This is a genomic window from Nonomuraea sp. NPDC049655 (assembly GCF_044465465.1).
GTDB lineage: Bacteria > Actinomycetota > Actinomycetes > Streptosporangiales > Streptosporangiaceae > Nonomuraea.
In genome coordinates, this window is the sequence record NZ_JBITLS010000003.1 from 84301 (window position 1) to 110225 (window position 25925).

The following is a 25925-nucleotide window of genomic DNA, read 5'->3' on the forward strand; positions in this document are numbered from 1 at the left end:
TTCACCACGGCCCCCGGTAACCGGCCGGGGGCGTGGCCCCCTCGTACGGCGGCACCGCCCGGCCCGCCAGGAACGCCCGCAGCGTCGCCAGGTACGCCCCGCGCCCCTCGGCGTAGACGAGCCCGGCACCGGGGATCGCCCGCCGGACGTCGGTGGCCGCCGACCAGCTCTCCCCGTCGCACGCCCCCTTGACCACCAGGACGGGCGCGGTCACCCGGGCCAGTCCCTCCCGCATCCCAGGCGGCGACGGCCGGTCCACCAGCCACGCGTACCCACCCGAACCGTCCGACTGGGTCAGGGGCGGCTTCCCGGCGGGCCGGCCCTCCGGGCAGACGGCGGAGCCTGCGGCGCGGGCGTCCAGTTCGGCGTCGCCGGCGAACGCGTGCGCCGCCGCCGGTTCGACCCGCAGCAGCGTGTGGACCGCGAGCATCCTGGGGGTGGGCGGGCCGTCGTCCAGCAGCGTCGCGGCACGGGCCCGGTCGAGGTCGGCGGGGGAGGCGAGCACCGCCCTGGACACCCCGTCCGGATGGGCGGACAGGTAGGCCGCCGCGAGCCGGGCGCCCTCGCCGCGCGCGACCAGGGTCAGGCGGCGGGCGCCGATCGCCTGCCGCACCTGCTCCAGGTCCGCCACGTCGCGGCCCAGCCCGTACGCGGCCGGGTCCGCCAGCCGCGCCGAGCGTCCAGCGCCCACCCGGTCGTAGACGTACACCTCGTGCCCGTCGGCGGCCAGCCGCCGGTAGAACGCCGGATCGGCGGCCAAATCAGCCAGGCCCGCCGCGCCGGACAGGAAGACCACCGGCTCCGGGCGGGTGCCCCGCTTGGGCACGACCCGTACGTACGCCAGCCGCGACCCCGTCGGCAGCCGCCACTCGCGCTGCCCGGCCACCGGCGACGGGGTCGCGGCCGGCGCCGGCGGCGGGGTCAGCGTCGCGTCCGCGACCCGCCAGACCACCGCCGCCTCGACGGCCAGGATCAGCGCGGCCCGTAACCACCGCCCCCAGGTCGCGCGCGGCCGGGGCACGCACAGCAGCAGCCCGAGGTAGCACACCGAGGCGAACACCGCGAGGCCGGTCACCGTGAACATCCCGGGCCGCGCGCCCACCATCGCCGTCCCGGCCAGCGCGGCCAGCCCGGCGACGGGGGACAGCGCGAGCACCGCGACGCCCGCCACCATCCCGGCGAAAGACCTCACAAAGGGGACGCTAGCCCGTGACGGGGGAGGGGAGCGAGCGGCCCAGGCGGATGCGCAGGCGGTCGCCGGTGCGCAGTGTCTCGCGCACGGTCCACACCCGCTCGTCGATGACGGTGCCGTTCGTGGTCATGTATCCGCCGACCCTGAGCACCGGACGTCCCGAGGCGTCGCCGAGGAGCTGGGCGCGCGACTCGGAGTCGTCGGTGAACAGCACGAGGAAGTCCTCGGCGTCCGCGGGGGCCTCCAGCACCAGGCCGGGATAGAGATGGGAGGAAGGAACCTCGATCACGTATTCGATCACGCGACCTCCACTACCCCGTACGCGCGCTTTCAGCTTCGGTCGGCGGAGGATAGCGCTTACCTGGGCTGATGAGGTGAAATATCAGGGTTGCCTACAGCTTGGAGTCCCCCCGTGTCCTTGTTCGACCTCCCGATCGAGCAGTTGCGCGCCTACCTCCCCGACCGCGACGAGCCCGCCGACTTCGACGACTTCTGGTCCCGGACGCTGGCCGAGGCCGAGGCGTTCGACCCGGCCGCCGAGTTCGTGCCCTACGACCTGCCGCTGAGCGGCGTCGACGTCTACGACGTGTCGTTCGCCGGGTGGGGCGGCCACCGGATCAGCGGCTGGTTCATCCTGCCGCGCGGCGTGCGGGAGCCGGTGCCGTGCGTGATGCACTACATCGGTTACAGCGGCGGGCGCGGGTTCCCGAAGGACCACCTGCTGTGGCCCACGGCCGGCTACGCGGTGTTCGTGATGGAGACCCGGGGACACGGCGGCGCGAGCCCCACCAGCCCCGGCACGACCGGCGACCCGCACGGCAGCGCCGACGTCCAGGCGCCCGGCATGATGACGCGGGGCATCCTCGACCCGGAGGACTACTACTACCGGCGCGTGTTCACCGACGCGGCCAGGGCGGTCGACGTGGCCGCGGCCCATCCGGCGGTGGACGCCGGGCGCATCGTGGTCTCGGGCGGCAGCCAGGGCGGCGCGATCGCGCAGGCCACGGCGGCGTTGCGCCCGTCGGTGCGGGCCGCGCTGGTGGACGTGCCGTTCCTGACGCACTTCCGGCGGGCGCTGGAGATCACCGACCGGGACCCCTACCAGGAGGTGGTGCGCTTCCTGGCCTCCCGCCGGGACGGCGCCGACCAGGTGTTCCGCACGCTGTCGTACTTCGACGGCGTCAACTTCGCCGCCCGCGGCCGGGTGCCCGTGCTGTACTCGGTCGCGCTCATGGACTACGTCTGCCCGCCCTCCACGGTCTTCGCCGCCTACAACCACTGGCAGGGGCCGAAGGAGATCACCGTCTGGCCCTGGAACGGACACGAGGGCGGGTCGGGCTACCAGACCGAGGAGCAGGTCCGCTACCTGCACAAGCTCCTGGCCGGCTGACCCGGGTGCGGGGCCGCCGTACCGGCGTGAGCACCGGTACGGCGGCTGCCCGTCACACCGCCTGCGGGGTCACCATGAACGACACGCTCCCCTGCGCGTCGGCCCCGGCGTCGAGGGACTTGTCGTCCAGCACGGTCGCGGCCACGGGATCGAGGTAGACCCGCGCGCCCTCGGTCTCCACCACCTCGTCGGCCGGCTCAGGGGCCGTGGCCAGGGAGAGGGTGAGCGAGTTCGCGCCCTCGCCCTGCGACGAGATGCGGATCCCGCCCTGGGCGGGTTCCGGCGCGGACGCGGTCAGGTCGCGGATCGCCTGGGCTGCGTTGGCTGTCAGGGTGAGCACTACGGCTCCTCCAAACGGTCGACGTACAGAAGTTGCCTGCCATTCCCCTCATCCCGGAGCCCAACCCTCCTTGGCGTTTTCTTCACCGGGAATTCCCGGCCGGTGGACGATCGCGGCATGGATGCCGTCCGGCTCAGGCAGGCCATGGTCGCCCCAGAAAGCCCCGCCTCAGAAGGCCCCGCTCCAGAAAGCGCCGCCTCAGAGAGCCCCGCCTCAGAGAGTGCCGCCCAGGGGCCGGGACAGGAGTTCGTCATCGTGAAGCGGCACACCACGCTGGTGCTGGGGTTCGGTTAGACGGTCCACTTCCCGTCGAGCATCAGGTCGCGCCCGGCGAGCTCGTTCACCTCGCGCCACGCCTGCACCAGCACCGGCGTGACCCAGAAGTACGTGTACGGGCCACGCGACACCCGCGGGTCGAACCCGGTCTTCACCGCGAACGCGTCGCCGATGTCGCCGGGGATCGTGGCGGCCGGCTGCGCGGTCACGGTGCCGTGGATGAGGACGACGTCCCTGGTCAGGCCCAGGCCGAGGCGGACGGTGCCGCCGTCGAGCAGGTTGCGGGCGGTGGGCGTGGCGTCGGCGGTGGAGAGCAGCAGCCGGTGCCCGTCCCACAGGAACGACAGCGGCGTCATGTACGGGCCGCCGTCGCCCGCCGTGGCCACCCAGGCGTCGACGTCGTGTTCGAGCCGGTCGAGCGTGTCCCGCTTGCGCTGCTCCGGTGATCGGGCCGGTGGCGTCATCCTTCTCCTCGCGCTCTCGGCGGTCAGGTCCGACCGCGTCTCGTCCGTCAACATGATGACGGCTCACGGCAGCGGCCCGCGACACCCGGCAGCCAGGGGTGCGACGCGGCGCGCCTGAGGGGGAAGTCGCGAGCGCATGGTTACTCTCTGTGTCGGAGAAGTGTCACCATGTCATAGGAAACCTCATGCGTACTCGTCTGACCATGCTGCTGGCCGCCGCGGCCGTCGTCGCCCTGTCCGGGTGCGGCGAAAGCGCCACAACCAACACCGCGGGGCTGGCGCCGCGGACCGACGCTCAGCCGTCCGAGCAGGACAGGACCTGGATGGCGACCATCCACCAGGGGAACCTGGCCGAGATCGAGGCGGGCCGCCTGGCCGAGAAGAAGGGCGCCACCGACCAGATCAAGTCGATCGGCCGGATGCTCGTCGACGACCACACCCAGTTCGACAAGAAGGTGACCGAGACCGCGAGCCAGCTCGCCATCCAGCTTCCCGCCGCGCCGACCTCCGCCCAGGCCGCCATGGCCAAGCGCCTGCAGGACGCCAAGGGCAAGGAGTTCGACAAGGAGTTCGTCGTCGGCATGGTCAAGGCCCACAAGACGGCGATCGAGGCCACCAAGGAGGAGATCTCCAAGGGCTCGTCGCCGGCGGTGGTGGCGCTGGCCAAGTCCGCGTCCCCGACGCTGCAGGAGCACCTCAAGGCGCTGAAGAAGGCGCAGGAAGACTACTGACGAGGGCGTCCGCGATGCCCGGCGGCACGGGCTCTCCGGCCGCGCTCGACTCCTTCGCCCGCGCCGCGGCGCGCGTGCTGGCCGGTCTCCGGCACGGCCGCGCGCTGCACCGGCGCGGGCTGCTCCTGGCGGGCACGCTGACGGTCGAGGCGGCGCCGCTGGGGGAGCCGGGCGAGCACGAGGTGCGGGCCCGGCTGTCCAAGGGGCTGTCCCTGCCGGGCCGGCTGCCCGACGTGCTGGGGCTGGCCGTGCGCCTGCCCAACGGGGTGGACCTGCTGCTGTCCACCGGCGCGGGCCCGGTGCCGGTGCCGCGCCGCACCTTCACGTCGGGGCCGTACTCCAGCCTCACGGCGTACGTGTACGGAACCGGCCGGTACCGGCTGGTCGCCCGGCCCGAGGGGGAGCGCGTGCCCGCCGATCCCGCGCTGCTGCCCGGCGCGCTGGCCCGCGGCCCGCTGCTGTTCCACCTGTGGGCGGGCGGCCGCTACCTGGCCCGCCTGCGCCTGCACACCGCGCTGCCCGGCGCGGACCTGACCTTCGACCCCGTGCTCAACAGCGCCCCCTGCCTGCGCCCGGCCGGATGGACGGCCAGGCTGCGGCGCGCCGCCTACGAGGGCTCCCGGCAGGGCCGCGGCGTGCCTCCGCCGTAGGCCGATCCATGGCAAAGACTGGCCGACCTGTGTGTGCAAATGCGACTCTCTGGGGTATTTGTCCTTTTTGAACCAGGACGAACAATCGGGGGGATCGTCGTGGCTATGCAAACAGAGATCCGGAGCCTGCTCGAGTGCCATGTGATCGGGTCGGACGGACAGTCGATCGGCAAGGTGGGCCAGGTCTACCTCAGTGACCGCACCGGCGAGCCGGAGTGGGTGACCGTGCGCACGGGGTTCTTCGGCATGAAGCAGACCTTCGTGCCGCTGGCCAACGCCCGCCGTTCCGGGGACGAGATCAGGGTCCCCTTCGACAAGGAGATGATCAAGGGCGCGCCCAACATCGACGTGGACGGCCGCCTGTCGCTGGAGGAGGAGGCCGAGCTCTACCGGTACTACGGGATGCAGCCGTCCACCATCCCGTCCCAGCGCTCGCCCGCCGCGGGGGAGCGGCAGACCCAGCGGCCCACCGGAGAGCCGCGGACGGCCGGGGAACGCGGCATGCGCCCGGGCATGACCGGCCAGCCGCCGACCGGCCAGACCGGCGCGATGGGCCAGCCGGGGCAGCCGGGCCCGATGCGCGGCCGGGACGTGGGCGACCGCGACATGGACATGACCGCGTCGGAGGAGCAGCTCCACATCGGCAAGGAGAGCCGCGAGAGCGGGCACGTCCGGCTGCGCAAGTACGTCGAGACCGAGAACGTCCAGGAGCGGGTGCCGCTCGCGCACGAGGAGGTCGTGATCGAGCGCGAGCCCATCAGGGACGGCCAGCCCGGCACGTACGAGATCGGCGAGGACGAGCAGCAGATCACCCTGCACGAGGAGCGGCCGGTGATCGGCAAGGAGACCAGGCCGGTCGAGCACATCCGCGTGCACAAGGAGCGCGTCGAGCGTGAGGAGACCGTCGAGGGCCAGGTCAGGAGGGAACACCTGGAGGTCGACGAGGACAGCGAGGCGCGCGAGCACACCCGCAACCGCGGCGACGACCTCCCGCCCAAGCGGTAGGAGGCCGCGCCCGGTCCCGCGCGGGGGCGCCCACGCGCCCCCGCCTCACCACACCCACCTCCAGAACACGTCCCGCGGTCAGGGCGAGCTCTCGGGCTGACCGGCGTTCAGGGAAACAGACCCCTGGCCGGTGTCCGGGGGGACCGACCAGCTGGGGCGGGCGTTCAGGGTGGCCGGCTCGAAGCCCGCGAGCTGCTTGTAGTGCAGCGCGATCTTCTCCAGCGTGTCCCTGGGGATGACCTCCTCGATGTCGGCGAACCCGTCGGGGGCGCGTTCGTGCGCCATCCGCAGGACGACCTCGGGCCCGTCCTCGCGGTTGGCCAGCACGATCCGGTTCGTGACCGGCCGCCGCCGGCTCTCGTAGAACTCCAGGCCCTGGCCGGTGGCCAGCGCGTGGGCCAGCACGCGGGCGTCGATGACGGCCTGCGTGCCGCCGTTGGACCCGGTCGGGTACATCGGGTGCGCGGCGTCGCCCATCAGCGTCACCGCGCCCGTCACCGTCCCCGACGACCAGTACGGCAGCGGGTCCCGGTCCACCAGCGGGTACTCGTACGCCTTGTCGGCCGAGGCGATGAGGCCGGGGATGTCGAGGGCGTCGGAGCGCACGTCGGCCACGTGGTGCAGGAACTTGCCGACCTCCACCTCCCGGTTCCAGTCGCCCCGGGGGACGGTCTCGGGGGCCCGGTGCTGGATGGCCCAGTTGACGAGCTGCGTGCCGTCGGGGTCCGGCAGCGCGATCGGGTAGATGACGATCTTCTGAGCGCCGTCGCCCGCCATGATCATGGATCGGCCGGTCAGGAACGGCCGCGCCCGGGACGTGCCGCGCCACAGCACGTGACCGCCCCACAGCGGCTCGCCCTCGCCGGGGAACAGCGCGGCCCTGACGCCGGAGCGGATGCCGTCGGCGCCGACGAGCAGGTCGGCGTCGTGATCGAGCCCGGTGACGGAAGAGCCGGTCACCACGGCGTCCGGGCCGAGCCGCTCGCGTACGGCGTCGAGGAGCAGGAGCTGCAGCCGGCCGCGGTGGATCGAGTACTGGGGCCAGGCGTGGCCCGCGGCCCGGCCGCGCGGCTCGGTCCAGATGCGCTGCCCGCGCCGGGTGAGAAAGGTCAGGTCGGCGGTCTCGACGCCGACGCGGGCCAGGCGGTCGCCCAGGCCGAGCTCGATCAGCTCGCGCACGGCGTGCGGCAGCAGGTTGATGCCCACGCCGAGCGGCCGGATGTCCTTGACGGCCTCACGCACGGTCACGTCCGTGATGCCGGCCGCGTGCAGGCTGAGGGCGGCGGTGAGCCCGGCGATGCCCGCCCCGGCGATGACCACCCGCCGCGGACGTCGTCCCGCGAGGCCCGTCATGAGGAGCCGCCGGGAAGGAGCAGGGCCGAGACGTCGAACGGCGCCTCCAGGTAGCCGTTGCCCTTGAACTCCAGCATGAGGTCGGCCACCCGCTGCAACCGGGCCTTGTCGACGGTGGTGGAGTAGCCGCCCAGCGCCATCAGGTCGGCCGTCGCCTTGTCGATCTTCGTGTACGTGAGCAGCGCGGCCTTGGCCTGGGCCGGGTCGGCGATGGCCAGGTTCACCGCCTTGCGCAGGCCGCGCTGGAAGGCGGCCACCGTGCGCGGATTGTCGGCCGCGAAGCCCTCGGTGGTCAGGTAGCCCGCCATCGGGAAGTCGGCGGTCGCCCCGGTGAACAGGTCCGACAGGCTGCGGGCCCCGCTGGTGGCGGCCGCGGTCTGCCAGAACGGCTCGGGCAGCACGGCGGCGTCCACGTCGCCGTTGGCCAGGGCGCCGGCCATCTGCGGGAAGGGCCGTTCGACGAAGGTGATGTCGGCGGGCGCCACGCCGGCGGGCTTGAGCAGCGCGCTCACGGCCAGGGTGGCGACGTTGCCGAGGGTGTTGACGCCGACCTTCCTGCCCTTGAGGTCGGCCAGCTTCGTGACGGGCGAGTCCTTCCTCGTCATGAGGACGAAGTTGCCGGGCTTGGCCGCGTAGGCGTCGCCGACGACCTTCAACCGGCCCACGCCGCGCGCGGCGGCCAGCATCGCCGAGACGTAGTTGCTGTGCAGGACGTCGAGCTTGCCGCTGATCAGGTCGGGCATCGCGGCGGCCCCGCCCTGGATCACGACGGGCTTGACGGTCAGCCCCTCCGCCGCGAAGAACCCCTTGTCGATGGCGATCTGGACGGGCGCGACCTCGGGAAGGGCCAGCATGCCGAGGTTCAGCACGGCCTTCTCCGGCCCGCCGGACGACGGCCGGGGGTCCGCCCCGCCGCACCCGGTCATCGCCAGGGCGAGGGCGACCGCCGCGAGTAACAGACGCATGAAAACGCTCCCAGAGAGTTGAGTTCGCGAACAAAGCGTGCCGGGGAAAAAGAACAGCCGTCCGGCAATCTCCCGCATTCCCGGGCGGCTTTATTCGGGCGTGCCGTAATGCGCCACCAACCGGCGTTCCAGAATCAGGAAAACCTGATTGAGCAGATAACCCAGAACCCCGAGCACGGTGACGGCCGCCCACATGCCCGGCAGGTCGAAGGAACGCTGGGCGGCGCGCAATCGGAAACCGACGCCGTCGGTGGCGAAGAATTCGGCGATCACCATGAGGATCAGCGCGAGCGACAGGCTGAGCCGCAGCCCGGCGAGGATCTTCGGGGCCGCCGAGGGCAGCACGACGCGCAGCAGGCGCTGCCCGGCCGACAGCCTGAAGGCCCGCGCGGTGTCCAGGTGCAGCCGGTCCACGTCGCGGGCGCCGTCGGCGGCGTTGACCAGCACCGGCCAGACGATGCCGCACGCGATGGTCATGACCTGCATGAGCGTGCCGGTCGAGAACAGCGCCAGGAACACCGGCAGCAGCGCGGGCGGCGGCAGCGCCCGGCAGAACTGCACCGCCGGGTCCACGAACCTCGACAGCAGCGGCGAGCGGCCCATGGCGACCCCGGCCGCCACGCCCAGCACGCCGGCCAGCACCCACCCGGTCAGCAGCCGGCCCAGGCTGTGGGAGAGGTCGTCCAGGGCCGTCCGGCTGATCCACAGCTCGCGCAGGCGCAGCGCGATCGTGGACGGCGGCGGGAAGTAGGGGTTGCCCGCCGCCCTGGTGGCCAGCTCCCAGACGGCCACGACGACGGGCACGGCCCACAGCCGCGCCACGGATCTGATCATCGTGCCGCTCCCGTCAGCGTCGTGTGCCAGCGCAGCAGCCGCCGGAAGGCGTGGGCGAGCAGGGCGTTGGTGAGCAGGCCGAGCGCGCCGGCCCACAGGGTGGCGGCGATGGTCAGCCGCAGGCCGTCCGGGCTGCTCTCGGCCACGATGATGAAGTGGCCGATGCCGCTGGCGCCGGCCAGCAGCTCGGTGCTGACGGCCAGGATCAGGGCGATGGCCGCGGCCACCCGCACGCCGGTCGCCACGAAGGGGGCCGCGCTCGGCAGGCTGACCCGCCACAGGACGGCCGGCGGGCCGAAGCCGAAGGCCCGCATCGTCTCCTTGGCCAGCGGGTCGACCTCGCGCAGCCCGTACATGGTGTTGAGCAGGACGGGCCAGGTCGCGGCGTACACGATCATCGCGACCTCCGTCTCCAGGCGGCCGGTGAAGACGAACGCGGCCAGGGGGATGAGCGCCACCGAGGGGATGGGCCGCAGGAACTCCAGCACGGGACGCAGGGCCCGCTCGACCGGCGGCAGGCTGCCCAGCAGCAGCCCGGCGGGCACGGCCACCGCCACGGCGGTCAGCAGTCCGAGCGCCCACGCGCCGCAGGTGGCCAGCACGTCGGCCAGGAAGGCGGGGTCGGCGGCGAGCCCGGCGGCGGTGGCCAGGACCGCCGAGGCGAGCGGCATCTCCAGCTGGGAGACGAGCCCGAGGCGGCCGGCCGCCTCGGCGGCGCACAGCAGCGCGACGGTGCCCGTCACGCCGCACACGGCGGCGCTGTCGAAGGGGCGGGAGGGGATCAGGCGCACGGCGACGCCTCGGCGCCGGGGGAGTGGGGCGGCAATTTATCGGCTCTCCGGAACATCGGTCCGGCCATTCGTCACCGCGGCAGGCCGGAAGGCGGGCAGAGAGGAACGGAAGTCACAGTAACCGAGCCGCGCGTTTCCGCCCGGCCGGGAAAACTCCGGTCCCGAAAAGCCCGCCGGGTCCGGGCGTCACATTCCGTAGGCTCGCGCCATTTCGGCCCGCCTGATAACCCGCATATTCCGGCCGGGTTCAGCGTCCGTAGAGTTCGAGTTCGCTGAGCATGCTGCAGGAGTCGCCGATCTCGGCGTCGCAGTCGTCCGTCGGCTCGGTGACGACCATGACGTGCGCGCCGGTGCGGGCCACCGTGTGGTAGCGCATGGCGTAGTCGGTCCGGTCCTCGACGGTGACGACGGGCTCGCCCCAGGAGCGGCCGTCGGCGGAGACGTACACACGGGCGCCGGCCGCGTGCCCGGGGCGCAGAGCGAGGCCGATCCGGTTGATCGCGTACGGGCGGTCGAGGTGCAGGACGTACCGGCCGGGGCCGGCGGCGACGGCGCCGGACCAGTAGTCGGTGCTGCCGTCGAAGGCGCCCGCCGGGCCGGTGCGCGGCCGGCCGGGGCGGGTCCAGCGCATGTCGGTCTCGACCTTGAGCGCGCCGCGGCGGTACAGGGTGGCCAGGTCGAGCAGGTCGGGGCCGGGGGGCGTGACGGTGAACAGGCGGCGCTTGATCGCGTACCAGCCGCCGTTCTCGAACTTGCCGTGGGCCGGGCAGGCCGTCTCGTTGAGCAGCCCGTCGGGGCGCACGCCGGGCAGCTTGCAGTTGTCGAACACCTGGATCAGCCGGTGCGGGCCGACCGCGGCCACGGCGGTGTAGCCCGAGGAGCCGTGCACGTCCCGCACGCCGTCGCTGTTGCGGTACGTCACCGTCTGCTGCCGCCACTCCTCGCCGATCCCGTCGGGGGCGATCGCCAGCCAGTTGTGCGGACGCCCGGCGCTGAGCACGAGCACGCCGTCCGGCATCAGCAGCAGCCGCGGCGCCACGCCGCGCACCAGGCAGTCCTGGCCGTCGACGCGCAGCGGCCGGACCGGCGACCAGGTGCGGCCGCCGTCGGAGGAGCGGCTCTGGTGCAGCGTGGAGGGCGGCTCGCCGTCCCGGCGCAGCACCGCCAGCAGGGAGCCGTCGAGCGTCTGGGCCAGGGCGGTCTCGTTGTAGACGAACGGCCCTTGGGGCGGGGCGATCACGCCGCGCCTGGCGAACGTGCGGCCGCCGTCGTCGCTGGCGAACACCTCCGCCTGGTAGGCCTCGGTGTCGCCCTGGCGGATGTAGGCCGTGAACAGGATCGTGCCGTCGGCGAGCTGGATCGGCAGGCCGTGCGCGGCCCCGCCGGAGGCGCCGGCGTCCGGCGAGGAGACCGTGGCCTCCCAGCGCACCCAGCTCTCGTCGTGCGCGGAGGTGGAGGACAGCACGCCCAGCTTGGCGGTGCCCGGTCCGGAGCGCCGCAGATAGTACTCCAGGGCCAGCAGCCGGCCGTCGCGCAGCTCGATCGGCGCCTCCCGCAGCGGCGTGCGGTTGCTCGGGCCGAACGTGACGCCGCCGTCGTCGGAGGTCGCCGACTCGCTGGAGAGGGTGACGACCTTGTCCACGTTGGTGGCGTAGGTGACCAGGAGCTTCCTGACCGGGGCGCCGTCGCGGCCCACCGTGTCCAGCGCCGCCACGCTCGGGAACCCGGCGAAGTCGAGCCGCTGCTCCGACGACGGCTCGCGCTCGGCGGGCGTCGGGTACGGGTAAATCCACCGCGGTGAGACATCAGTGTCGATCAGGTAAGGCCCCGCCGGAACCGACTTGCCGGTGAACTCCGGCATACGGCAGAACGTCTCGCCGGCGTGCGTGACCCCATGGGCCGCGGGCAGCCCGGCGGCCAGGAACACCGCCGCCAGCGCGGCTCTGGGCATCGCCACCGGGGACTCCTTCCTCTCGTGGCCGCTCGCGGGCGGCCGCCTCGCGACGGGCGAGGCCATGCCTTGTCTCTGCCCCCTCCGGCCCCTTGTTTCACCTGCGTCCCAGGGTTGCCAACCGTGCGTCCGATAGGTATTCGTTAAGTGTCAGTTGACAGCGACGTGCTGCGACCCGAGGATCAGAGCTGCAGGATTAAGTGTCAATTTACGTAGGAGGGACCTTCGGGTCTGGAGGTGGCCTCAGATGAGCATCGAGCCCAGGGCGCGAGTCGCCCCCGAGCGCGTGCCGCCGGTCTGGGCGGCGGACCCGGCGCCGGTGGCGCCGGAGACGGCGGCGCAGCAGAAGGTCGTCCAGCGCATCTGCGCCAGGGTGGCCCCCGAAGGGGTCGAGGTCGGCGTCGGCGAGCTGCCTCCCGGCGGCCTGCAGGTGTGGATCGACGCCCCCGTCCACGTCGACCCCCGCGAGGCATGGGTGCTCCACCACCGCATGGCCCGCGAGGTCAGCCTCGTCGGCTGGCACTGCGAGGCCGACAGCGACCGGCTGCTGGTGCTCGGCTGGAGCGCCGCCTGCCTGCACAACCGCATCAGGCTGCTGCAGAGCGGGCTGAAGCGGCTGTCCGACTTCGAGCACACCGCGCAGCGGGCCGTGCAACTGGAGGGCGAGGACCCGCGGGGCCGCACCGCGGCCGACGTCGCCGCCGCGACCCGCGCCGCCGTCGAGCGGCGGCTGCGCTGGCCGGCCCGGCTGGCCGAGCTCGACGGGTTCGACCGCAGCTCCGGCCTGGCCCACCTGCAACTGCTCCTGGCCCAGGTGGTCGGGCTGGAGTCGAAGGTGGCCGCGGCCTGCGAAGAGCACCTGATCATGGCCCGCGCCCTCGCGTGGTCCGTCTGCGAGCACTACGCCGCCCACGGCGACCTGCCCAGGGCGCAGCGCGAGGTGCTGGCCGAGACCCGCCGGTGGGTGCACGCCAGCTCGATCATCCGCGGCGCCGCCGCCGTGCGCCCGGCCGGCGCGCCCCGTCCGCACATGGGGCTGACCGAGCGCCGGATCGCCGCCAGCGTCATCAACCACGGCGTGCCGAGGGCGACCCCCACGGCCGTCATCCCCCGCTCCGGCCACCAGGAGAGCACGTGACGACCCACGTGCCGCTCCACGGGCGGCAGCACGCACAACCCGTACGAACCCTGTAGGAGAGCTCCCGTCATGCGAACCCCACCGCATCTGCCCGCGCTCGTCCGGCACGAGTCGTCCGACACCGGACGCACCCGCGCCCGCCGCCACCCCTACGGCCCGCACGACGTGCCCGCACAGGCCGCCCCGCGCGGCTCACTCGACTTCCCCGCCCCCGCCCCCGCCGCCGTCCCGCCCGCGCCCTACGAGGCGTTCACCGAGCAGCGGCTGCGTGAGATCAGGGAGATGTCCACCCAGGCCATCGGCTCCATCGACGACCTCCTCCAGCACACCGCCTGACGTGATTTCGCATCCCCCGAGGAGAGCCATGCAGGGACTATCGCGAGTGGATCTGCGGCCGCGTGACGTGGGCGCCCACCGACCGCGTTCGCTGGCGGGCACCGAGACCCCGCACACCCTGGACGAGGTACGCGCCCTCGTCCGCCGGGCCATGGTGAGCAAGAGCCGCCTCTACCCGGTCAGCACCGGCAGGAACTGGGGCATGGGCTCCGCGCTGCCGGTCACCGAGGACAACGTCGTCGTCGACCTCAGCCGGATGAACCGCATCCGCGGCCTCGATCTGGAGGCCGGCTACGCCGTCATCGAGCCCGGCGTGACCCAGGCCCAGCTCGCCGAGGCGCTGCGGGACACGCCGTGGATGCTCAACGTCACCGCCTCCTGCGCCGACACCTCGGTCATCGGCAACGCCCTCGAACGCGGCGACGGCTGCTTCCGCTCCCGGGTCCAGGACGTGGCCGGCATCGAGGCCGTGCTCGCCGACGGCAGCGTGATCACCACCGGCGGGCTCGACCCCACCGGCGTCTACCACGGCCGGGTCGCCGGGCCCGACCTGACGGCCGCGTTCGTCCAGCACAACCTGGGCGTCGTCACCGCCATGGCCGTCTCGCTGGTGCCGCGCCCGGAGACGATCGGGCTCGTGCACGCGCGCATCCGGCGCGACCAGGTCGGCGCCGCGATCGGCGCGATGACCGGGTTCCTGCGCCGCGGCAACCCGGCAGGCGGGCTCATGCGGCTCCGCGAGCTCGCCCTCGCGCCCGGCCGCGACGGCGGCTGGCTGCTGCCGGCGGGCGTGGACACCGGCAAGTTCACCGTCCTCGGTCCGCTGCTCGGCACCGGCGCCACCGTCGAGCTGGCCGAGGAGATGCTGCGCAAGGCGCTCATCGAGGTCGAGGGCGGCGAGACGCTGCGCGTGCTCGACGCCGCCGCGGTCGGCCCCGACGACCCGCTCTACACCAGGGCGCTCACCGCCCAGGGCATCCCGACCTGCCAGGGCGTGCGCAACGCGCTCGGCGTCACCTCGTGCGACCAGATCGACGCCGGCGGCATGGGCTTCCTCGTGCTGCTGCCGCTGATGCCGCTGCACGCCACGAAGACCGAGCGCATCCTCGACGCCCTGCAGACCGCCGTCGACACGCACGGCATCGCCCTGATGGTGGAGTGGAACCTGGTCAGCCCGCACATGGCCAACGCCGTCATCCAGATCTTCTTCGACCGGGCCGACGCCGACGCCGCCCACCGCGCCCACCAGCTGCGCAACGACGCGAGCTGCCTGCTGCGCGGCAACGGCTGCGCCATCTACCGCTCCGACATCGACCACGCCGCCGCCGACGTCTGGTCCGAGACCAGCACCGCCAGCCTCGGCATGCTCCACCGGCTCAAGACCGCTCTCGACCCGGACGGTCTGCTCTCTCCCGGCCGTTACGGCGCCTGACCCCCCGAACCACCCCGCGCCGGTCGCACCCACCGCAGTGTGCCGGCCGGCGGGGAACCTGAGGCTTTCTTGCGAGGAGGACCGAGTGCGTGAGACACCAGTGGCCGTCAGAGCAACCGGCGTGACCCGCCGTCACGCCGTGATGCTGCGGCTGGTCGGCGCGGGCGTGATGCTGACCGTGATGGCCGACACCACGGCCACCACCCTGGCCGTCGGCGTGCTGCGTTACACCCCCGCGGGCGCCGGCATGCCGCTGGGCGACCTGGTCTGGCTGACCAGCGCCGCCTTCATCCCGATCGCGGCGCTGCTGGCCACGGCCGGCCGCTGGGCCGACCTGTTCGGCCGCCGCCGGGTGCTGGCGTTCGGGCTGGTGGTCTTCGTGGCCGGCGGGATCGCCACCGTGGCCGCGTCGTCCTGGTCGTTCGTGCTGGCCGCGCGGGCGGTGCAGGGCGCGGGCGCGGCGGCGATGATCCCGGCCAGCCTCGGGCTGCTGCTCGGCGAGCTGCCCGAGTCGCAGCGCCGGGGCGCGATCGCGCTGTGGAGCTCGGCCTCCGGGCTCGGCTGCCTGCTCATGCAGGCCGGCGGCGGCTGGCTGGCCGCCACCGTCGACTGGCGCGCCCTGTTCGTGCCCGACGTCGTCATGGGCGTCGCGCTGCTGATCGCCTGCGCCGCGCTCCCGTCCGGCAGGCGCGCCGCGGCCAAGGGCGTGCCGGACGTGCTCGGCGCCTGGCTGCTGGCCGCCGGGATCGCGGTGATCGTGCTGGCCATCTCCAAGGCCATGGCCTGGGGCATGGACGTCGTGTGGCTGGCCGTCGCGGCCCTGGCGCTGCTCGGCGGCGCGCTGGCCCAGGCCAGGCATCACCGCCTGCCCGCCATCGACCTGGCGTTGTGGCGGCAGCGCAAGTTCGTCTGGGGCTGGCTGGCCACCTGGTTCTTCGGCGCCCTGTCCTACGGGCTGCTCACCGTGCAGCCGCTGTACCTGCTGCACCTCGGCTACCCGATGCTGGAGGTGGCGATGTGGCTGACGCCCACCTCGGTGGCCGTCGTCGTCACCAGCTACCTGGCCGGCAAGCTGCTCAAGCACATCGGCGCGTACGGCCTGATCTACGCCGGCTCCCTGCTCTGCGGCGGCGCGTGCGTGCTGGTGCTGACCCAGTCGGGGCCGACGGTGTGGGGCCTGATCGCCAGCGTCGTGGTCGGCATGGGCGTCGGCGCGCTGGCGCCCGGCACCTCCGTGGCCACCACCCTGGCCGCCCGCCCCAGCCAGTACGCCTCCGCCGTCGGCGCGGCCACCATGGCCCGCATGGTCGGCGGGGCCGTCGGCATCGCCGTGGTGTCCCTCGTCATCGACCACCCGTTCATCCTGACCGGCCCGCTGGCCGGGCTGGCCGGCGCGCTCGCCATGTGCGTGGCCATCTCGGTGTTCATCGGGGCCATCGCACTCACCAAGATCACCCGGCTGCGGACCGACCCGGGCGACGACATGATCAAGGTGCCGCGCCGGCTGCTGCTGGAGCTGCGCATGACCCTCGCCACCGTCGCGGCGGAGGCCGACGCGCTGCTGCCTGTCGAGACCCGCACGACCCCCAGGGATCACATCCCGAGGCCCCGGGCGGCAGAGAGCTCGGAGACCTACGGAACCACGCACGTCTAGTTCAACCTCAAGAAGGGCTCTCGTCATGGCAACCACCTCGTGCGACGTGGCCATCGTCGGCGCCGGGCTCGGCGGCTGTTTCCTCGCACTGCTGCTGCGCCGCCGCGGGCAGCGCGTCGTCGTCATCGAGCAGGGACCTTCGATCCCCAGCGCGGGCGCCGACTTCCTCAAGCCCCCCGGCCTGCGGGTGCTGGCCCGCCACGGGCTGGCCGAGCTCGTCGAGCGCCACGGCCTGCGGCGCGACCTCATCCGCTACTACCACGACGGCGAGCCGATCCGGGAGTGCCGCTTCCCCGACGGGGGCTTCCTCATCCGCCCCTACCGCGAGCTGGTCGAGCTCATCTACGCCTGCTGCGCGATGGAGGGCGTCGAGTTCTGCTTCGACGCCGCCATCGAGCACGTCGAGCGCGAGGGCGACCGCATCGAGCTGCTGACGCTGTCCGACGGCAGCCGGCTGCGCGCCGACGTGGTCGTGGGCGCCGACGGCACCAGGTCGGCCGTGCGCCGGGCGCTCGACATCGACCAGGTCACCATGCCCTACGACCGGCTGCTGATGCGGGTGGCCACCGTGCCGCTGAGCGCCAGCGTCGCCCAGCTCAACCGGCTCTACTTCAGCTCCGGCGGCTGGCTCGCCTACCTCTACCCGCTCGACAAGGACCAGGCCAGGGTGTTCGTCGGCCTGCCCCCCGAGCAGGACGACGAGGTCTTCGGCCGGGGCGCCGCCGGCCTGCCCGACATGCTGAAGGGCTTCGTCACCGACAGCACCGACGCCTTCGCCTCCCTGCAGGCCGCCGCCTGGCAGCCGATCAGGGTCTCGTCGCTGCGGGTGGGGGCGTACCACAGGGGCAACGCCGCGCTGCTCGGCTCGGCCGCCTTCGCCTGCCACCCGATGACCGGCATGGGCATGAGCTACACCCTGTACGACGCCGAGATCCTGGCCGACGTCATCTCCGCGGCCGGCGGCGACCTGCCGCTGCTCGACAAGCTGCTCCAGGCCCGCTACGAGCCGCGCCGGCAGGCGCACCGGCAGCTCATCGACTACGGCGACGCCCTGGCCGCCACGTTCCACGACCGGCGGGCGTACCTGCGGGCCTTCCGCGCCGACCTGCACATCTACGGCGACGAGGCGGCGCCCCGCACCGCTCCCGCGCTGCAGCCGATCTGACCCCGCCGCCCTCCGGGAGGCCCCGGCGCGCCCGCCTCAGATCCGTGCGGGCGGGGCGGCCGGGCCCCGGTAGGGCAGGGTCTGGCTGTAGACGATGCTGGTCGTGGTGCTGCCGAACCGGGCCAGCTCGTCGATGACGCGTTCGAGGTGGGGCATCGAGCCGGCCGCCACCTTCAGCGTGTAGCAGTCCTCGCCGGTGGTGCGCAGGCACTCGAGGATCTCCGGGCGCTCGCCGAGCAGGCGGCGCAGCGGCTCGTGCCGGCTGCCGGGGTACTTCAGCCGCACGACGGCCAGCACGCCGAACCCGACCTTGCCCAGATCGACCTCCGCCCGGTAGCCGGCGATGACGCCCAGCGCCTCCAGCCGCCTGACCCGCTCGGTCGTCGCCGAGGCGCTGAGGTTGACCCGGCGGCCCAGCTCGGTCAGCGGCAGCCGGCCCTCCCGCTGCAGCTCCGCCAGGATCGCCCAGTCGGTGTCGTCGAGATCCTCGGCCATCCGGCGAATATACCGGCAGATCCACGGCGATCCCCGCCGCACACCGTGAGCGGGGCCTTCAGTCCGGCGGGACGGCCTGGATAGCCTTCGGTGTCATGAGAATCGGCGTGAACGTACCGAACTTCGGGCCCGGCACCGACCCGGCCGCGCTGCGGCGATGGGCGCAGACCGTCGAGGGCCTCGGCTACGACCTGCTGATGATCTCCGACCACGTCGCGATCACCCCCGACGTCGCCCAGCAGTACCCGGGTCCCTTCTACGAGCCGTTCACCACGCTCTCCTGGCTGGCCGGGATCACCACGCGGGTCAGGCTCGGCACCTCGGTGCTCATCGTGCCGTACCGGCATCCGCTGGTGATGGCCCGGATGGCGGCCAACCTCGACCGGTTCAGCGGCGGCCGGCTGGTGCTCGGCGTGGGCATCGGCTGGGCGCGGCAGGAGTTCGACGCGCTCGGGGTGCCGTTCGAGCGGCGCGGACGGCTGACCGACGACCACCTGCTGGCCATGCGCGCCGCCTGGTCCGCCGCCGCCGACGACTACCGCGCCGGGCCCATCCCGTTCTGGGTCGGCGGCAACGGCGAGGCCGGCCTGCGCCGCGCCGTACGGCTGGGCCAGGCGTGGCACCCCCTGCGCAACACCCTGCCCTGGCTGCGCGAGGCCGCCGGGCGGCTGGCGGACGTCGCCGGCGAGCTCGGCCGCCCGGTGCCCGCGTTCGCGCCGCGCATCCTGCTGCGGCTGACCGCCGAGCCGGTCACCGGCCCCGGCCGCCACGCCGGGGAGGGCACCCTCGACCAGGTTCTGGCCGACCTCGACGCGCTGCGGCAGCTGGGCGCCGACACCGTCGTGCTCGACCCGTTCGCCGGCGACCCCGCCGAGACGCTGCACCCCCAGACGGCCTGGCACGCGCTCGCCGCCGTGGCCGGCCACTGGGACCTCGAATCCCGCGACCCGTCCAAGGAGGACGACGATGACCCCCGATGACGAGACCCTGCTGCGCCGGGCCATCGAGCTGGCCGCCCGCGCCCGCGCGAACGGCGAGGCCCCCTTCGGCTCGCTGCTGGCCGGCCCCGGCGGCGAGGTGCTGGCCGAGGAGCACAACACGGTCCTCGGCGACCGCGACATCTCCGCCCACCCGGAGCTGAAGCTGGCCCGCTGGGCCGCCCGCGAGCTGACCCCGGAGGCCGCGGCCGCCACCACCATGTACACCAGCTGCCAGCCGTGCGGCATGTGCGCGGGCGCCATCGAACGCTCCGGCCTCGGCCGCGTGGTGTACGCCCTGTCGAACGAGCAGCTCGCCGGCCTGAAGACCGGCCCCGGCTGGCCGCACGTCCCGCAGGAGGGCCCGGCCCTGTACGCCGAGGCCAGCGCCCCGCTGGAGGGCTACTACCGCTGACCCGCGCGGCCCCGCCGGGGGCCGCCGATGGTAGGGCCTGCCCCACCATCAGGACGGGTGACAGCGGGGGTCCGCCGGAAGGCCGCCGCCGCGATGCTGAGGAGTGTTCACGCCCGCCTCACCAGCATCGGAGAGAGCATTGACCGTGGTGGAAACCCCTCGCGCCGCGCCCCGGGGGAGCGACTTCGCGCAGCTGTCGCGCCGCATCGCCCAGGCGGGGCTGATGGAGCGGCGGCCCGCCTACTACGCGATCAGGATCGGCCTGGTGGCCGCCCTGTTCGCCGGAGGGTGGACGCTGTTCGCCGCGGTCGGCGACTCCTGGGGGCAGCTCGGCGTCGCGGCGCTGCTGGCCGTCGCCTTCGCCCAGGTCACGCTGCTGGCCCACGACCTGGCGCACGGCCAGGTGTTCCGGTCGCGGCGGCGCAGCAGGATCGCCGGGCTGGTGGTCGGCAACCTGACCGTCGGGCTCAGCTACGGCTGGTGGATGGACAAGCACACCCGCCACCACGCCAACCCCAACCACGAGGACCACGACCCCGACGTCGCGCCCGACATCCTCATCTGGTCGCGGCGGCAGGCCGAGGCCAGCCGCGGGCTGCCCCGCTTCATCGGCAGGTGGCAGGCGTTCCTGTTCTTCCCCCTGCTCACCCTGGAGGGCCTGAACCTGAAGGTGGCCGGCTTCCGCGCCCTGCGCAGGGTGAAGGGCGGACGCACCGAGGGGCTGCTGCTCGTCGTGCACAACCTGGCCTACCTCGCGGGGGTGTTCGCGGTGCTGCCGCCCGGCAAGGCGCTCGCCTTCCTCGCCGTGCACCAGGCCTGCTACGGCGTGTACCTGGGCTGCACGTTCGCGCCCAACCACAAGGGCATGCCGGTGCTCACCGCCGAGGACTCCCTGGACTTCCTCCGCCGCCAGGTGCTGACCTCCAGGAACGTGCGCGGCGGCCGGCTGATGAACGTCGCGCTCGGCGGGCTCAACTACCAGATCGAGCACCACCTGTTCCCCGGCATGCCTTCGGCCAACCTGCGCCGCGCCCGGCCCCTCGTGCGCGAGTACTGCCGGGAGCTCGGCGTCGCGTACGTCGAGTGCGGGCTCGTCGAGTCGTGGGCCCAGGCCATGCGGCACCTGCACGACGTCGGGGCGCCGCTGCGCGCCCCTCAGGAGGTGACCACCAGCTCCAGGCCCTCCTGATCCTCCCGGATCTCGTGGCCGGCCCCGGCCAGGACCATCCGCAGCGCGAGCAGGACCGCGGTGCGGATGGTCGCGTACTTCGCCAGGTGGGCGGCGGTGTCGGTGCCGGCCGGACCCCAGACGACCACCACGCCGCGGGACGGATCGAGCCAGACGGTGAGCCCCCCGTCGACCGGCAGCAGGGACGGCTCGACGTTGAAACCCGCGTCGGTCAGCTCCCGCCGGACCACCAGTTCCAGATCCGGCCCATCGCCTCGGGCGAAGTCCATCAGAGTCCGCTGCCCCCGCGCGGACACGCCGAACGCGCCGCCTGGTAAGTGTGGCGGTTGTGTAAGGATGGCGGCTGTGACCGCCGCGTCCGTCTGGCTGCGTCTGTCGCGGGCCGTCGTGTTCGCGACGGTCTGCGGCTTGGTGTCCGCGGCGGGGCACCTGCTGGCCGGTGGCGGGGCCGTCCCGCTCTGGGGCGGCGCGCTCGGGGTGCTGGCCGCCCTCGCCGCCGCGTTCACGATCAACGGCCGCGAACGCGGCCCCGCGGCGATCCTGGCCGCCACCACGCTCACCCAGCTCGTGCTGCACCAGCTCTTCGAACGCCTCGCGCCCGCCACGGGCGCCGCCGCCGGGCACGGTCATCCCGCGCCCGCCATGGCGCTGGTCCACCTCACCGTGGCCGCGCTGACGGCCTGGTGGCTGCACCGCGGCGAACGCGCGCTGTGGCTCATGATCCGCCTGTCCGCCGCGCCGCCCCCGATCCTCGGGCCGCTGCCGCTCGCGCCGGTCGAGGCGCTGACCCCGCCGCGCCGCCCCGGCGGGCGCCCTCCGGCGTACGCCGACGTCCCCACTCCGATGGGCAGGACCGCCTGCCGCACGGTCACCAGGCGAGGACCACCCCGGCGGCTCCGCCTCCGCTGAAGTGCCGCGTCCGGTCCAGGACGCGTCCCCGTCCTTGCTCTTCCGTGCCCGGACGGCGCCCCGGCGCCGGCCCGGCCGTCCGCATCCGGAGCTCCCATGAAACCCTCCTGGTCCTTCCGCCTGGCCGCGCTCGCCTGCGCGGCCCTCCTGGCGCTGCTGCCGTCCACCGCGGCGCTCGCCCACGACACGCTCAAGAGCAGCTCACCGGCCAAGAACGCGCAGTTGTCCGCGATCGAGCGGATCGAGCTGGAGTTCAACGCCCACGTCCAGTTCCCCTTCGTCGTGCTGCACGACGCGGCGGGCAAGGCCGTCGAGGTCGGCAAGCCCCGCGTCGAGGGGCCCAAGGTGTTCGCCGAGGTGCCCCGGCAGCCCGCGCCCGGTTCGTACGTGATCGCCTGGCGTGTCGTGTCCTCGGACGGACATCCGATCGAGGGCGAAATCCCGTTCGTCATGAAAGGATCTACTTCGCAACCGGCAGCGGCGCCCTCGCCCGTCGAGGAACGGCCCGCCGCGACGGGCGTCCCCGGCTGGATCTGGGGCGGGCTGGCGGTGCTCGTCGTGCTGGGCGCGGTCCTCCTGATCAGGGGCGCGCGCCGCGGCCCTGACCGGGAGGACGTGGATGCTGGTTGAGCGGGCCAGGCAGCTCGCGCGGCAGTGGGTGCTCGACGAGGGCGCCCGCCTGCCCGGGTTCGAGGGGGCGTTCCTGACCGGGTCCGCGCTGTGGGCGGCCCCGGGCACGGAGCTGGGCTGCACGTCCGACGTGGACGTGACGGTGCTCGCCGACCCGCCGCCCGCGATCGGCAAGTTCCGCTACGAGGGCGTCCTGCTGGAGGTCTCCGGCATCGCCCGCATCGGCTCCACCCACGAGGTGCTGAGCGACTACCACCTGGCCGGCAGCTTCCACCTGCCCAGCGTGCTGGCCGACCCGACCGGGCGGCTCGGCGAGATCCAGCGCCTGGTGGCCCGCGACTTCGCCGAGCGGCCCTGGATCATCGCCCGCTGCACGCAGGCGATGGACCGGGTGCGCGGCTGGATCAACTCCATGGACGAGAACGCGCCCGTCCCCGAACAGGTGGCGTCCTGGCTGTTCGGCACAGGCGTGACCACGCACGTCCTGCTGGTCGCCGGGCTGCGCAACCCGACCGTGCGCCGCCGGTACGCCGCCGTGCGCGAGCTGCTGGCCGGGCACGGCCGGCTCGACTGGCACGAGCACCTGCTCGAACTGCTGGGCTGCGCGCGGATGACCCCCCAGCGGGTGGAGCGGCACCTGGCGGCCCTGGAGGCGGTCTTCGACGCGACGGCCGGGCTGGAGGCGCCCTCCTACCGCTTCACCTCCGACATCACGCCGCAGGCGCGTCCGATCGCCATCGACGGCAGCCGCGAGCTCGTCGCCGCCGGGCTCCACCGGGAGGCGGTGTTCTGGCTGGTCGCCACATACGCGCGCTGCCTGGACAAACGCGCCGCCGCCGGCGCGCCGGCCGGGTACGAGGAGGGCTTCCAGGAGCTGCTGGCCGAGCTGGGCGCCGAGACGTTCGCCGACCGGCGCCGCCGCGGCGACCACGTGCTGGCCGCCCTGCCCAGCCTGTGGCAGACGGCCATGGCACTGTGCTGACGGGCCCCAGGATCGCGCGCCTCAGGTCCGGCGCAGCGAGCGGGTCAGACCGGCGGCGATCGTCGTGGCCAGCACCCATCCGGCCATGATGAGCCCCCAGGCCAGCCACTGCGCGCCGCCCTGCGGGTTGTAGGCCTTCTCCTGCCCGAGGTCGATGATCGGCAGCAGCAGGTCGAGGGTGTAGACCAGCGCGTGGAACGGCGGCGCCTCGCCCGGCTTCAACGGCGGCGGCACGTCGAGCCCGAACACGACCGTGCCCGCGGCCAGCAGCGCGGCCAGCCAGGCCGCCGCGCGCAGGGGGCGGAAGCCGTAGCCGACGGTGGCGTCCTGGAGGTGGCCCCAGAAGCGGGCGTACCCGGGGAGCGCGGCGCGGCGTCGCCGCTGGCCGGCCAGCAGCGTCTCGCGGGCGTCGGCGTCGGCGCCGAGCCGCCGGTACATCGCGGCCAGCTGCTCGTAGGCGCCCGGCAGGTAACCGTCGGGGTCGGTACGCAGCCAGCGCAGCCGCCCGGCGGCCGGCAGCATGGGGTCGAGCACCTCGTACGACAGCCCGTCCATGCGCATCGCCCGCGGCCACCCGGCGGGGTCGTCACGCAGGACGCCGATCCGCGCGTACCGTAACTCCACCACCCCCTCGACCGGCGCGGCCGTGCGCAGCGCCAGCTCGCGGGCCTCCAGCCGCCAGCACTTCAGCGCCACCTCGCCGGGCGCCGACAGGGTGGCGTCGTCGAGGCACAGGCGGCTGCCGACCTGGGCGCTGGTCAGCCTGATCCGGCCGCGGGCGGAGAAGCCGTCGCAGAGGTTGAGCACCTTGCCCACCGACAGGCCGTTGGCCGACAGCGCGGCCCCGCCGGGGTTGACCAGGGTCGCGCCCTCGAAGTGCGCCGGTCCGGTGACCGTGGCGTCGAGCAGGCTGAACTCGCCCTCGGCGCGCAGCCCCCGCCAGGCCAGCAGCGAGCCGTTCACGGTGAGGCCGTCGGCTGCGACCACCACGCCGCCCGGGGCGCTCAGCCGCGCGCCCTCCAGGCCGAGGGTGCCGCCGATGACCGAGCGGTTGAGGCGCACCTGCCCCTCGGCCGTCAGCCCGGCCAGGAAGAGGCCCGCCTCGGCGTTGAGCCCGGTGGCGCGCAGCGCGAGCCCGCCCGGCCGCCGGATGCGCGAGCCGCGTAACGTGAGCGGGCCGGACACGCGGGCAAACCGCAGGCTGACCTCGCCGTCGGCCTCCACGTCCCGCGCGAACAGCCCGACCTGGACGATCACGTTGGACGCCTCCAGGGCCGTGCCGCCCGGCGCGTTGAGTCGGGCGCCGTCCAGCTCGACCGCGCCGCCGATCCGGGCGGAGGCCAGGACGAGCGTGCCGTCGCAGGCGAAGCCGTCCTGGGCGCGCAGGTGACCGGCCACGTCGAGGTGCTCGCCGTTGAGCGCCGTGCCCGCCGGGTGGCTCAGGCGGGCGCAGTTGAGCACGAGGTTGCCGCTGATCCGGCCGCCGGGCAGCCGCAGCTCGCCGGTGACGTGGCTGCCCGCCAGCCGCAGGTTGCCCTCGACCTGGACGTTCGAGGCGGTCAGGCCGGGCAGCCGCGAGCCGCTGAAGCTGAGGAAGCGGGTGCGGGCGTGGTAGAGGTCGGGGGCGGCGTCGAAGGCGCAGCCCTGGAAGGTGACGGGGAAGGGGAGCTCGGCGAACGCCAGGTTGAGCGCGCCCGTGATCCGCGCCCCCGCCAGGATCAGCCGCGGCTTGGCGGCGGGCTCGTCGAACCCGCCGAGCAGCAGCCCGGCCAGCACCTCGCCCCGGACCGTGCGGCCGGGGTCCCAGGACGCGGCCGCGGCCGGGTCGTCGGCGGCGGGGTCGCCGGTGCGCAGGTCGACGGCGCGGCCGTGGGCGAGCGCGGCGGCCACGGCCCGCTCGGCGTCGTGGAGATCGGCGTTCGGCACACCGCCATCATCGCCGACCCCGCCGCCGGAGCGGACCTCAAGGCCCAGTGCCTCAGGAACGGACCTCCAGGCCGGCGGTCAGGAGCGGACCTCCAGGCCGGCGGTCAGGAGCGGACCTCCAGGCCCAGGGCCTCGGCGATGACCGTGGCCTGGAAGGGGTCGATGACCGCCTTCTTGAGCGTGACCGTGTGCGGGTCGAGCGTGCTCAGGTCGCTGCCGCGCAGGTCGCAGCCGGTGAGGTCGGCGCCGTGCAGCCAGGCCCCCGACAGGTCGGTACGGCGCAGCTCGGCCCCGGCGAGCCGGGCCCCGGTCAGGTCGGCCTCGCGCAGCCGGACGCCGTGGAAGGCGCTGCCGCGCAGGTCGGCGCCGGGCAGCCCGGTGTAGGACCAGTCGCCGCCGTCGACCTTCAGCAGCCCGAAGGTGCAGCCGTCGAACATGCTGCCGGTCAGCTTGCACCCCCTGAACGTGGCGTCGAACAGGGAGCACCGGCTGAACAGGCAGTTGAGGAAGCACGCGTCCTCGTGGGTGGAGACGTTGAGCCGCACGTTCCTGAACGTGCACTCCTCGAACGACGCCCCCTGGTCGACCAGCTCGGTCAGGTCGACGCCCTGGAACAGGACCCGGTGGAAGGTCTCACCGGCGATCTCCGTCCTGTCCCAGTCGTCGGCGTGGATCGTCGTCTCGATCGGGGGCGCGGGCACCCCGTGCTTACGGTCGGCCATGCGAACAAACTAG

At 73.7% G+C, this 25925-nt stretch carries 28 protein-coding genes; 15 read left to right on the forward strand and 13 right to left on the reverse strand.

Annotation, left to right across the window (positions count from 1 at the left end):
• Position 1: 1 nt before the first annotated feature.
• Together ACIBQ6_RS10085 and ACIBQ6_RS10090 are read right to left on the reverse strand one after the other, a co-directional pair.
• Entirely contained in the window at positions 2-1192 is a 1191-nt protein-coding gene (locus ACIBQ6_RS10085; RefSeq protein WP_397211064.1) for an alpha/beta hydrolase, read from the reverse strand.
• A gap of 10 nt (positions 1193-1202) precedes the next feature.
• Positions 1203-1493: a hypothetical protein gene (locus ACIBQ6_RS10090; protein ID WP_364337599.1), complete on the reverse strand. Its 291-nt coding sequence runs from the start codon at positions 1491-1493 to the stop codon at positions 1203-1205.
• A 111-nt stretch (positions 1494-1604) separates the two neighbouring features.
• On the opposite strand from ACIBQ6_RS10090, the gene ACIBQ6_RS10095 reads away from it, so the two are divergent.
• Positions 1605-2582 (forward strand): acetylxylan esterase, encoded by a 978-nt coding sequence (locus ACIBQ6_RS10095; protein ID WP_358286227.1) that lies wholly within the window; start codon positions 1605-1607, stop codon positions 2580-2582.
• A 52-nt stretch (positions 2583-2634) separates the two neighbouring features.
• Here ACIBQ6_RS10095 and ACIBQ6_RS10100 read toward each other — a convergent pair whose 3' ends face one another.
• Positions 2635-2922, reverse strand: a complete 288-nt coding sequence (locus tag ACIBQ6_RS10100) for an iron-sulfur cluster biosynthesis family protein (RefSeq protein ID WP_352327979.1) — start codon at positions 2920-2922, stop codon at positions 2635-2637.
• 290 nt (positions 2923-3212) lie between these two features.
• Complete coding sequence (locus ACIBQ6_RS10105; protein ID WP_358286229.1) at positions 3213-3662, reverse strand: pyridoxamine 5'-phosphate oxidase family protein; 450 nt, start codon at positions 3660-3662, stop codon at positions 3213-3215.
• Between the two features lie 185 nt (positions 3663-3847).
• Between ACIBQ6_RS10105 and ACIBQ6_RS10110 the strand changes: the two genes are divergently transcribed.
• The 3 genes from ACIBQ6_RS10110 (at position 3848) to ACIBQ6_RS10120 (ending at position 6048) form a co-directional block, all read left to right on the forward strand.
• On the forward strand, positions 3848-4393 hold the full coding sequence (locus ACIBQ6_RS10110) for a DUF4142 domain-containing protein (protein WP_358286231.1): 546 nt from the start codon (positions 3848-3850) through the stop codon (positions 4391-4393).
• 14 nt (positions 4394-4407) lie between these two features.
• On the forward strand, positions 4408-5043 hold the full coding sequence (locus ACIBQ6_RS10115; protein ID WP_397211067.1) for a hypothetical protein: 636 nt from the start codon (positions 4408-4410) through the stop codon (positions 5041-5043).
• 105 nt (positions 5044-5148) lie between these two features.
• A complete protein-coding gene (locus ACIBQ6_RS10120) occupies positions 5149-6048 on the forward strand; it encodes a DUF2382 domain-containing protein (RefSeq protein WP_358286235.1) in 900 nt (299 codons plus the stop codon).
• A 78-nt stretch (positions 6049-6126) separates the two neighbouring features.
• Here the strand turns inward: ACIBQ6_RS10120 and ACIBQ6_RS10125 are convergent, their stop codons facing one another.
• From ACIBQ6_RS10125 to ACIBQ6_RS10145, 5 genes are all read right to left on the reverse strand, one after another.
• A complete protein-coding gene (locus ACIBQ6_RS10125; protein WP_397211069.1) occupies positions 6127-7401 on the reverse strand; it encodes a flavin-dependent oxidoreductase in 1275 nt (424 codons plus the stop codon).
• The gene (locus ACIBQ6_RS10130; protein WP_397211071.1) at positions 7398-8366 is read right to left on the reverse strand and encodes an ABC transporter substrate-binding protein; all 969 of its coding nucleotides are present in this window, start codon (positions 8364-8366) and stop codon (positions 7398-7400) included. The genes ACIBQ6_RS10125 and ACIBQ6_RS10130 overlap by 4 nt, the downstream gene beginning before the upstream one ends.
• A gap of 90 nt (positions 8367-8456) precedes the next feature.
• Positions 8457-9200, reverse strand: a complete 744-nt coding sequence (locus ACIBQ6_RS10135; RefSeq protein WP_397211073.1) for an ABC transporter permease — start codon at positions 9198-9200, stop codon at positions 8457-8459.
• Positions 9197-9991 (reverse strand): ABC transporter permease, encoded by a 795-nt coding sequence (locus ACIBQ6_RS10140; RefSeq protein WP_397211075.1) that lies wholly within the window; start codon positions 9989-9991, stop codon positions 9197-9199. Before ACIBQ6_RS10140 ends, ACIBQ6_RS10135 begins: the two co-directional genes overlap by 4 nt.
• Positions 9992-10238: 247 nt before the next feature.
• Positions 10239-11942: an exo-alpha-sialidase gene (locus ACIBQ6_RS10145; protein ID WP_397212158.1), complete on the reverse strand. Its 1704-nt coding sequence runs from the start codon at positions 11940-11942 to the stop codon at positions 10239-10241.
• A gap of 247 nt (positions 11943-12189) precedes the next feature.
• On the opposite strand from ACIBQ6_RS10145, the gene ACIBQ6_RS10150 reads away from it, so the two are divergent.
• The 5 genes from ACIBQ6_RS10150 to ACIBQ6_RS10170 all read left to right on the forward strand — a co-directional run bounded on the left by ACIBQ6_RS10150 (position 12190) and on the right by ACIBQ6_RS10170 (position 17667).
• Entirely contained in the window at positions 12190-13080 is an 891-nt protein-coding gene (locus ACIBQ6_RS10150) for a hypothetical protein (RefSeq protein ID WP_397211077.1), read from the forward strand.
• A gap of 69 nt (positions 13081-13149) precedes the next feature.
• On the forward strand, positions 13150-13416 hold the full coding sequence (locus ACIBQ6_RS10155; RefSeq protein WP_358286247.1) for a hypothetical protein: 267 nt from the start codon (positions 13150-13152) through the stop codon (positions 13414-13416).
• Positions 13417-13462: 46 nt separating this feature from the next.
• Entirely contained in the window at positions 13463-14848 is a 1386-nt protein-coding gene (locus ACIBQ6_RS10160; RefSeq protein WP_358286249.1) for an FAD-binding oxidoreductase, read from the forward strand.
• Positions 14849-14933: 85 nt separating this feature from the next.
• A complete protein-coding gene (locus ACIBQ6_RS10165; RefSeq protein WP_358286251.1) occupies positions 14934-16502 on the forward strand; it encodes an MFS transporter in 1569 nt (522 codons plus the stop codon).
• Between the two features lie 25 nt (positions 16503-16527).
• On the forward strand, positions 16528-17667 hold the full coding sequence (locus ACIBQ6_RS10170) for an FAD-dependent monooxygenase (RefSeq protein WP_397211079.1): 1140 nt from the start codon (positions 16528-16530) through the stop codon (positions 17665-17667).
• A 36-nt stretch (positions 17668-17703) separates the two neighbouring features.
• On the opposite strand, the gene ACIBQ6_RS10175 is transcribed toward ACIBQ6_RS10170, so the two are convergent.
• Positions 17704-18162, reverse strand: a complete 459-nt coding sequence (locus tag ACIBQ6_RS10175; RefSeq protein WP_387669459.1) for an Lrp/AsnC family transcriptional regulator — start codon at positions 18160-18162, stop codon at positions 17704-17706.
• Between the two features lie 95 nt (positions 18163-18257).
• Here ACIBQ6_RS10175 and ACIBQ6_RS10180 point away from each other — a divergent pair, with 95 nt between their 5' ends.
• The 3 genes from ACIBQ6_RS10180 to ACIBQ6_RS10190 all read left to right on the forward strand — a co-directional run bounded on the left by ACIBQ6_RS10180 (position 18258) and on the right by ACIBQ6_RS10190 (position 20743).
• On the forward strand, positions 18258-19142 hold the full coding sequence (locus tag ACIBQ6_RS10180) for an LLM class flavin-dependent oxidoreductase (RefSeq protein ID WP_397211081.1): 885 nt from the start codon (positions 18258-18260) through the stop codon (positions 19140-19142).
• Entirely contained in the window at positions 19129-19554 is a 426-nt protein-coding gene (locus ACIBQ6_RS10185; protein WP_357976749.1) for a nucleoside deaminase, read from the forward strand. The genes ACIBQ6_RS10180 and ACIBQ6_RS10185 overlap by 14 nt, the downstream gene beginning before the upstream one ends.
• Positions 19555-19777: 223 nt before the next feature.
• Complete coding sequence (locus tag ACIBQ6_RS10190) at positions 19778-20743, forward strand: fatty acid desaturase family protein (RefSeq protein WP_397212160.1); 966 nt, start codon at positions 19778-19780, stop codon at positions 20741-20743.
• Here the strand turns inward: ACIBQ6_RS10190 and ACIBQ6_RS10195 are convergent.
• Positions 20710-21012 carry a hypothetical protein gene (locus ACIBQ6_RS10195; protein WP_397211083.1) on the reverse strand — a complete coding sequence of 101 codons (303 nt, stop codon included), beginning with the start codon at positions 21010-21012 and terminating at the stop codon, positions 20710-20712. The genes ACIBQ6_RS10190 and ACIBQ6_RS10195 overlap by 34 nt on opposite strands.
• A gap of 76 nt (positions 21013-21088) precedes the next feature.
• On the opposite strand from ACIBQ6_RS10195, the gene ACIBQ6_RS10200 reads away from it, so the two are divergent.
• From ACIBQ6_RS10200 to ACIBQ6_RS10210, 3 genes are all read left to right on the forward strand, one after another.
• A complete protein-coding gene (locus ACIBQ6_RS10200) occupies positions 21089-21652 on the forward strand; it encodes a hypothetical protein (RefSeq protein WP_397211085.1) in 564 nt (187 codons plus the stop codon).
• A gap of 96 nt (positions 21653-21748) precedes the next feature.
• Complete coding sequence (locus tag ACIBQ6_RS10205; protein ID WP_397211087.1) at positions 21749-22282, forward strand: copper resistance protein CopC; 534 nt, start codon at positions 21749-21751, stop codon at positions 22280-22282.
• Positions 22272-23264 (forward strand): hypothetical protein, encoded by a 993-nt coding sequence (locus ACIBQ6_RS10210; RefSeq protein ID WP_397211089.1) that lies wholly within the window; start codon positions 22272-22274, stop codon positions 23262-23264. Before ACIBQ6_RS10205 ends, ACIBQ6_RS10210 begins: the two co-directional genes overlap by 11 nt.
• A 21-nt stretch (positions 23265-23285) precedes the next feature.
• On the opposite strand, the gene ACIBQ6_RS10215 is transcribed toward ACIBQ6_RS10210, so the two are convergent.
• Both ACIBQ6_RS10215 and ACIBQ6_RS10220 read right to left on the reverse strand, forming a co-directional pair.
• Positions 23286-25190, reverse strand: a complete 1905-nt coding sequence (locus ACIBQ6_RS10215) for a hypothetical protein (RefSeq protein WP_397211091.1) — start codon at positions 25188-25190, stop codon at positions 23286-23288.
• Positions 25191-25294: 104 nt separating this feature from the next.
• Positions 25295-25912: a pentapeptide repeat-containing protein gene (locus ACIBQ6_RS10220; RefSeq protein WP_397211093.1), complete on the reverse strand. Its 618-nt coding sequence runs from the start codon at positions 25910-25912 to the stop codon at positions 25295-25297.
• Positions 25913-25925: the final 13 nt, after the last annotated feature.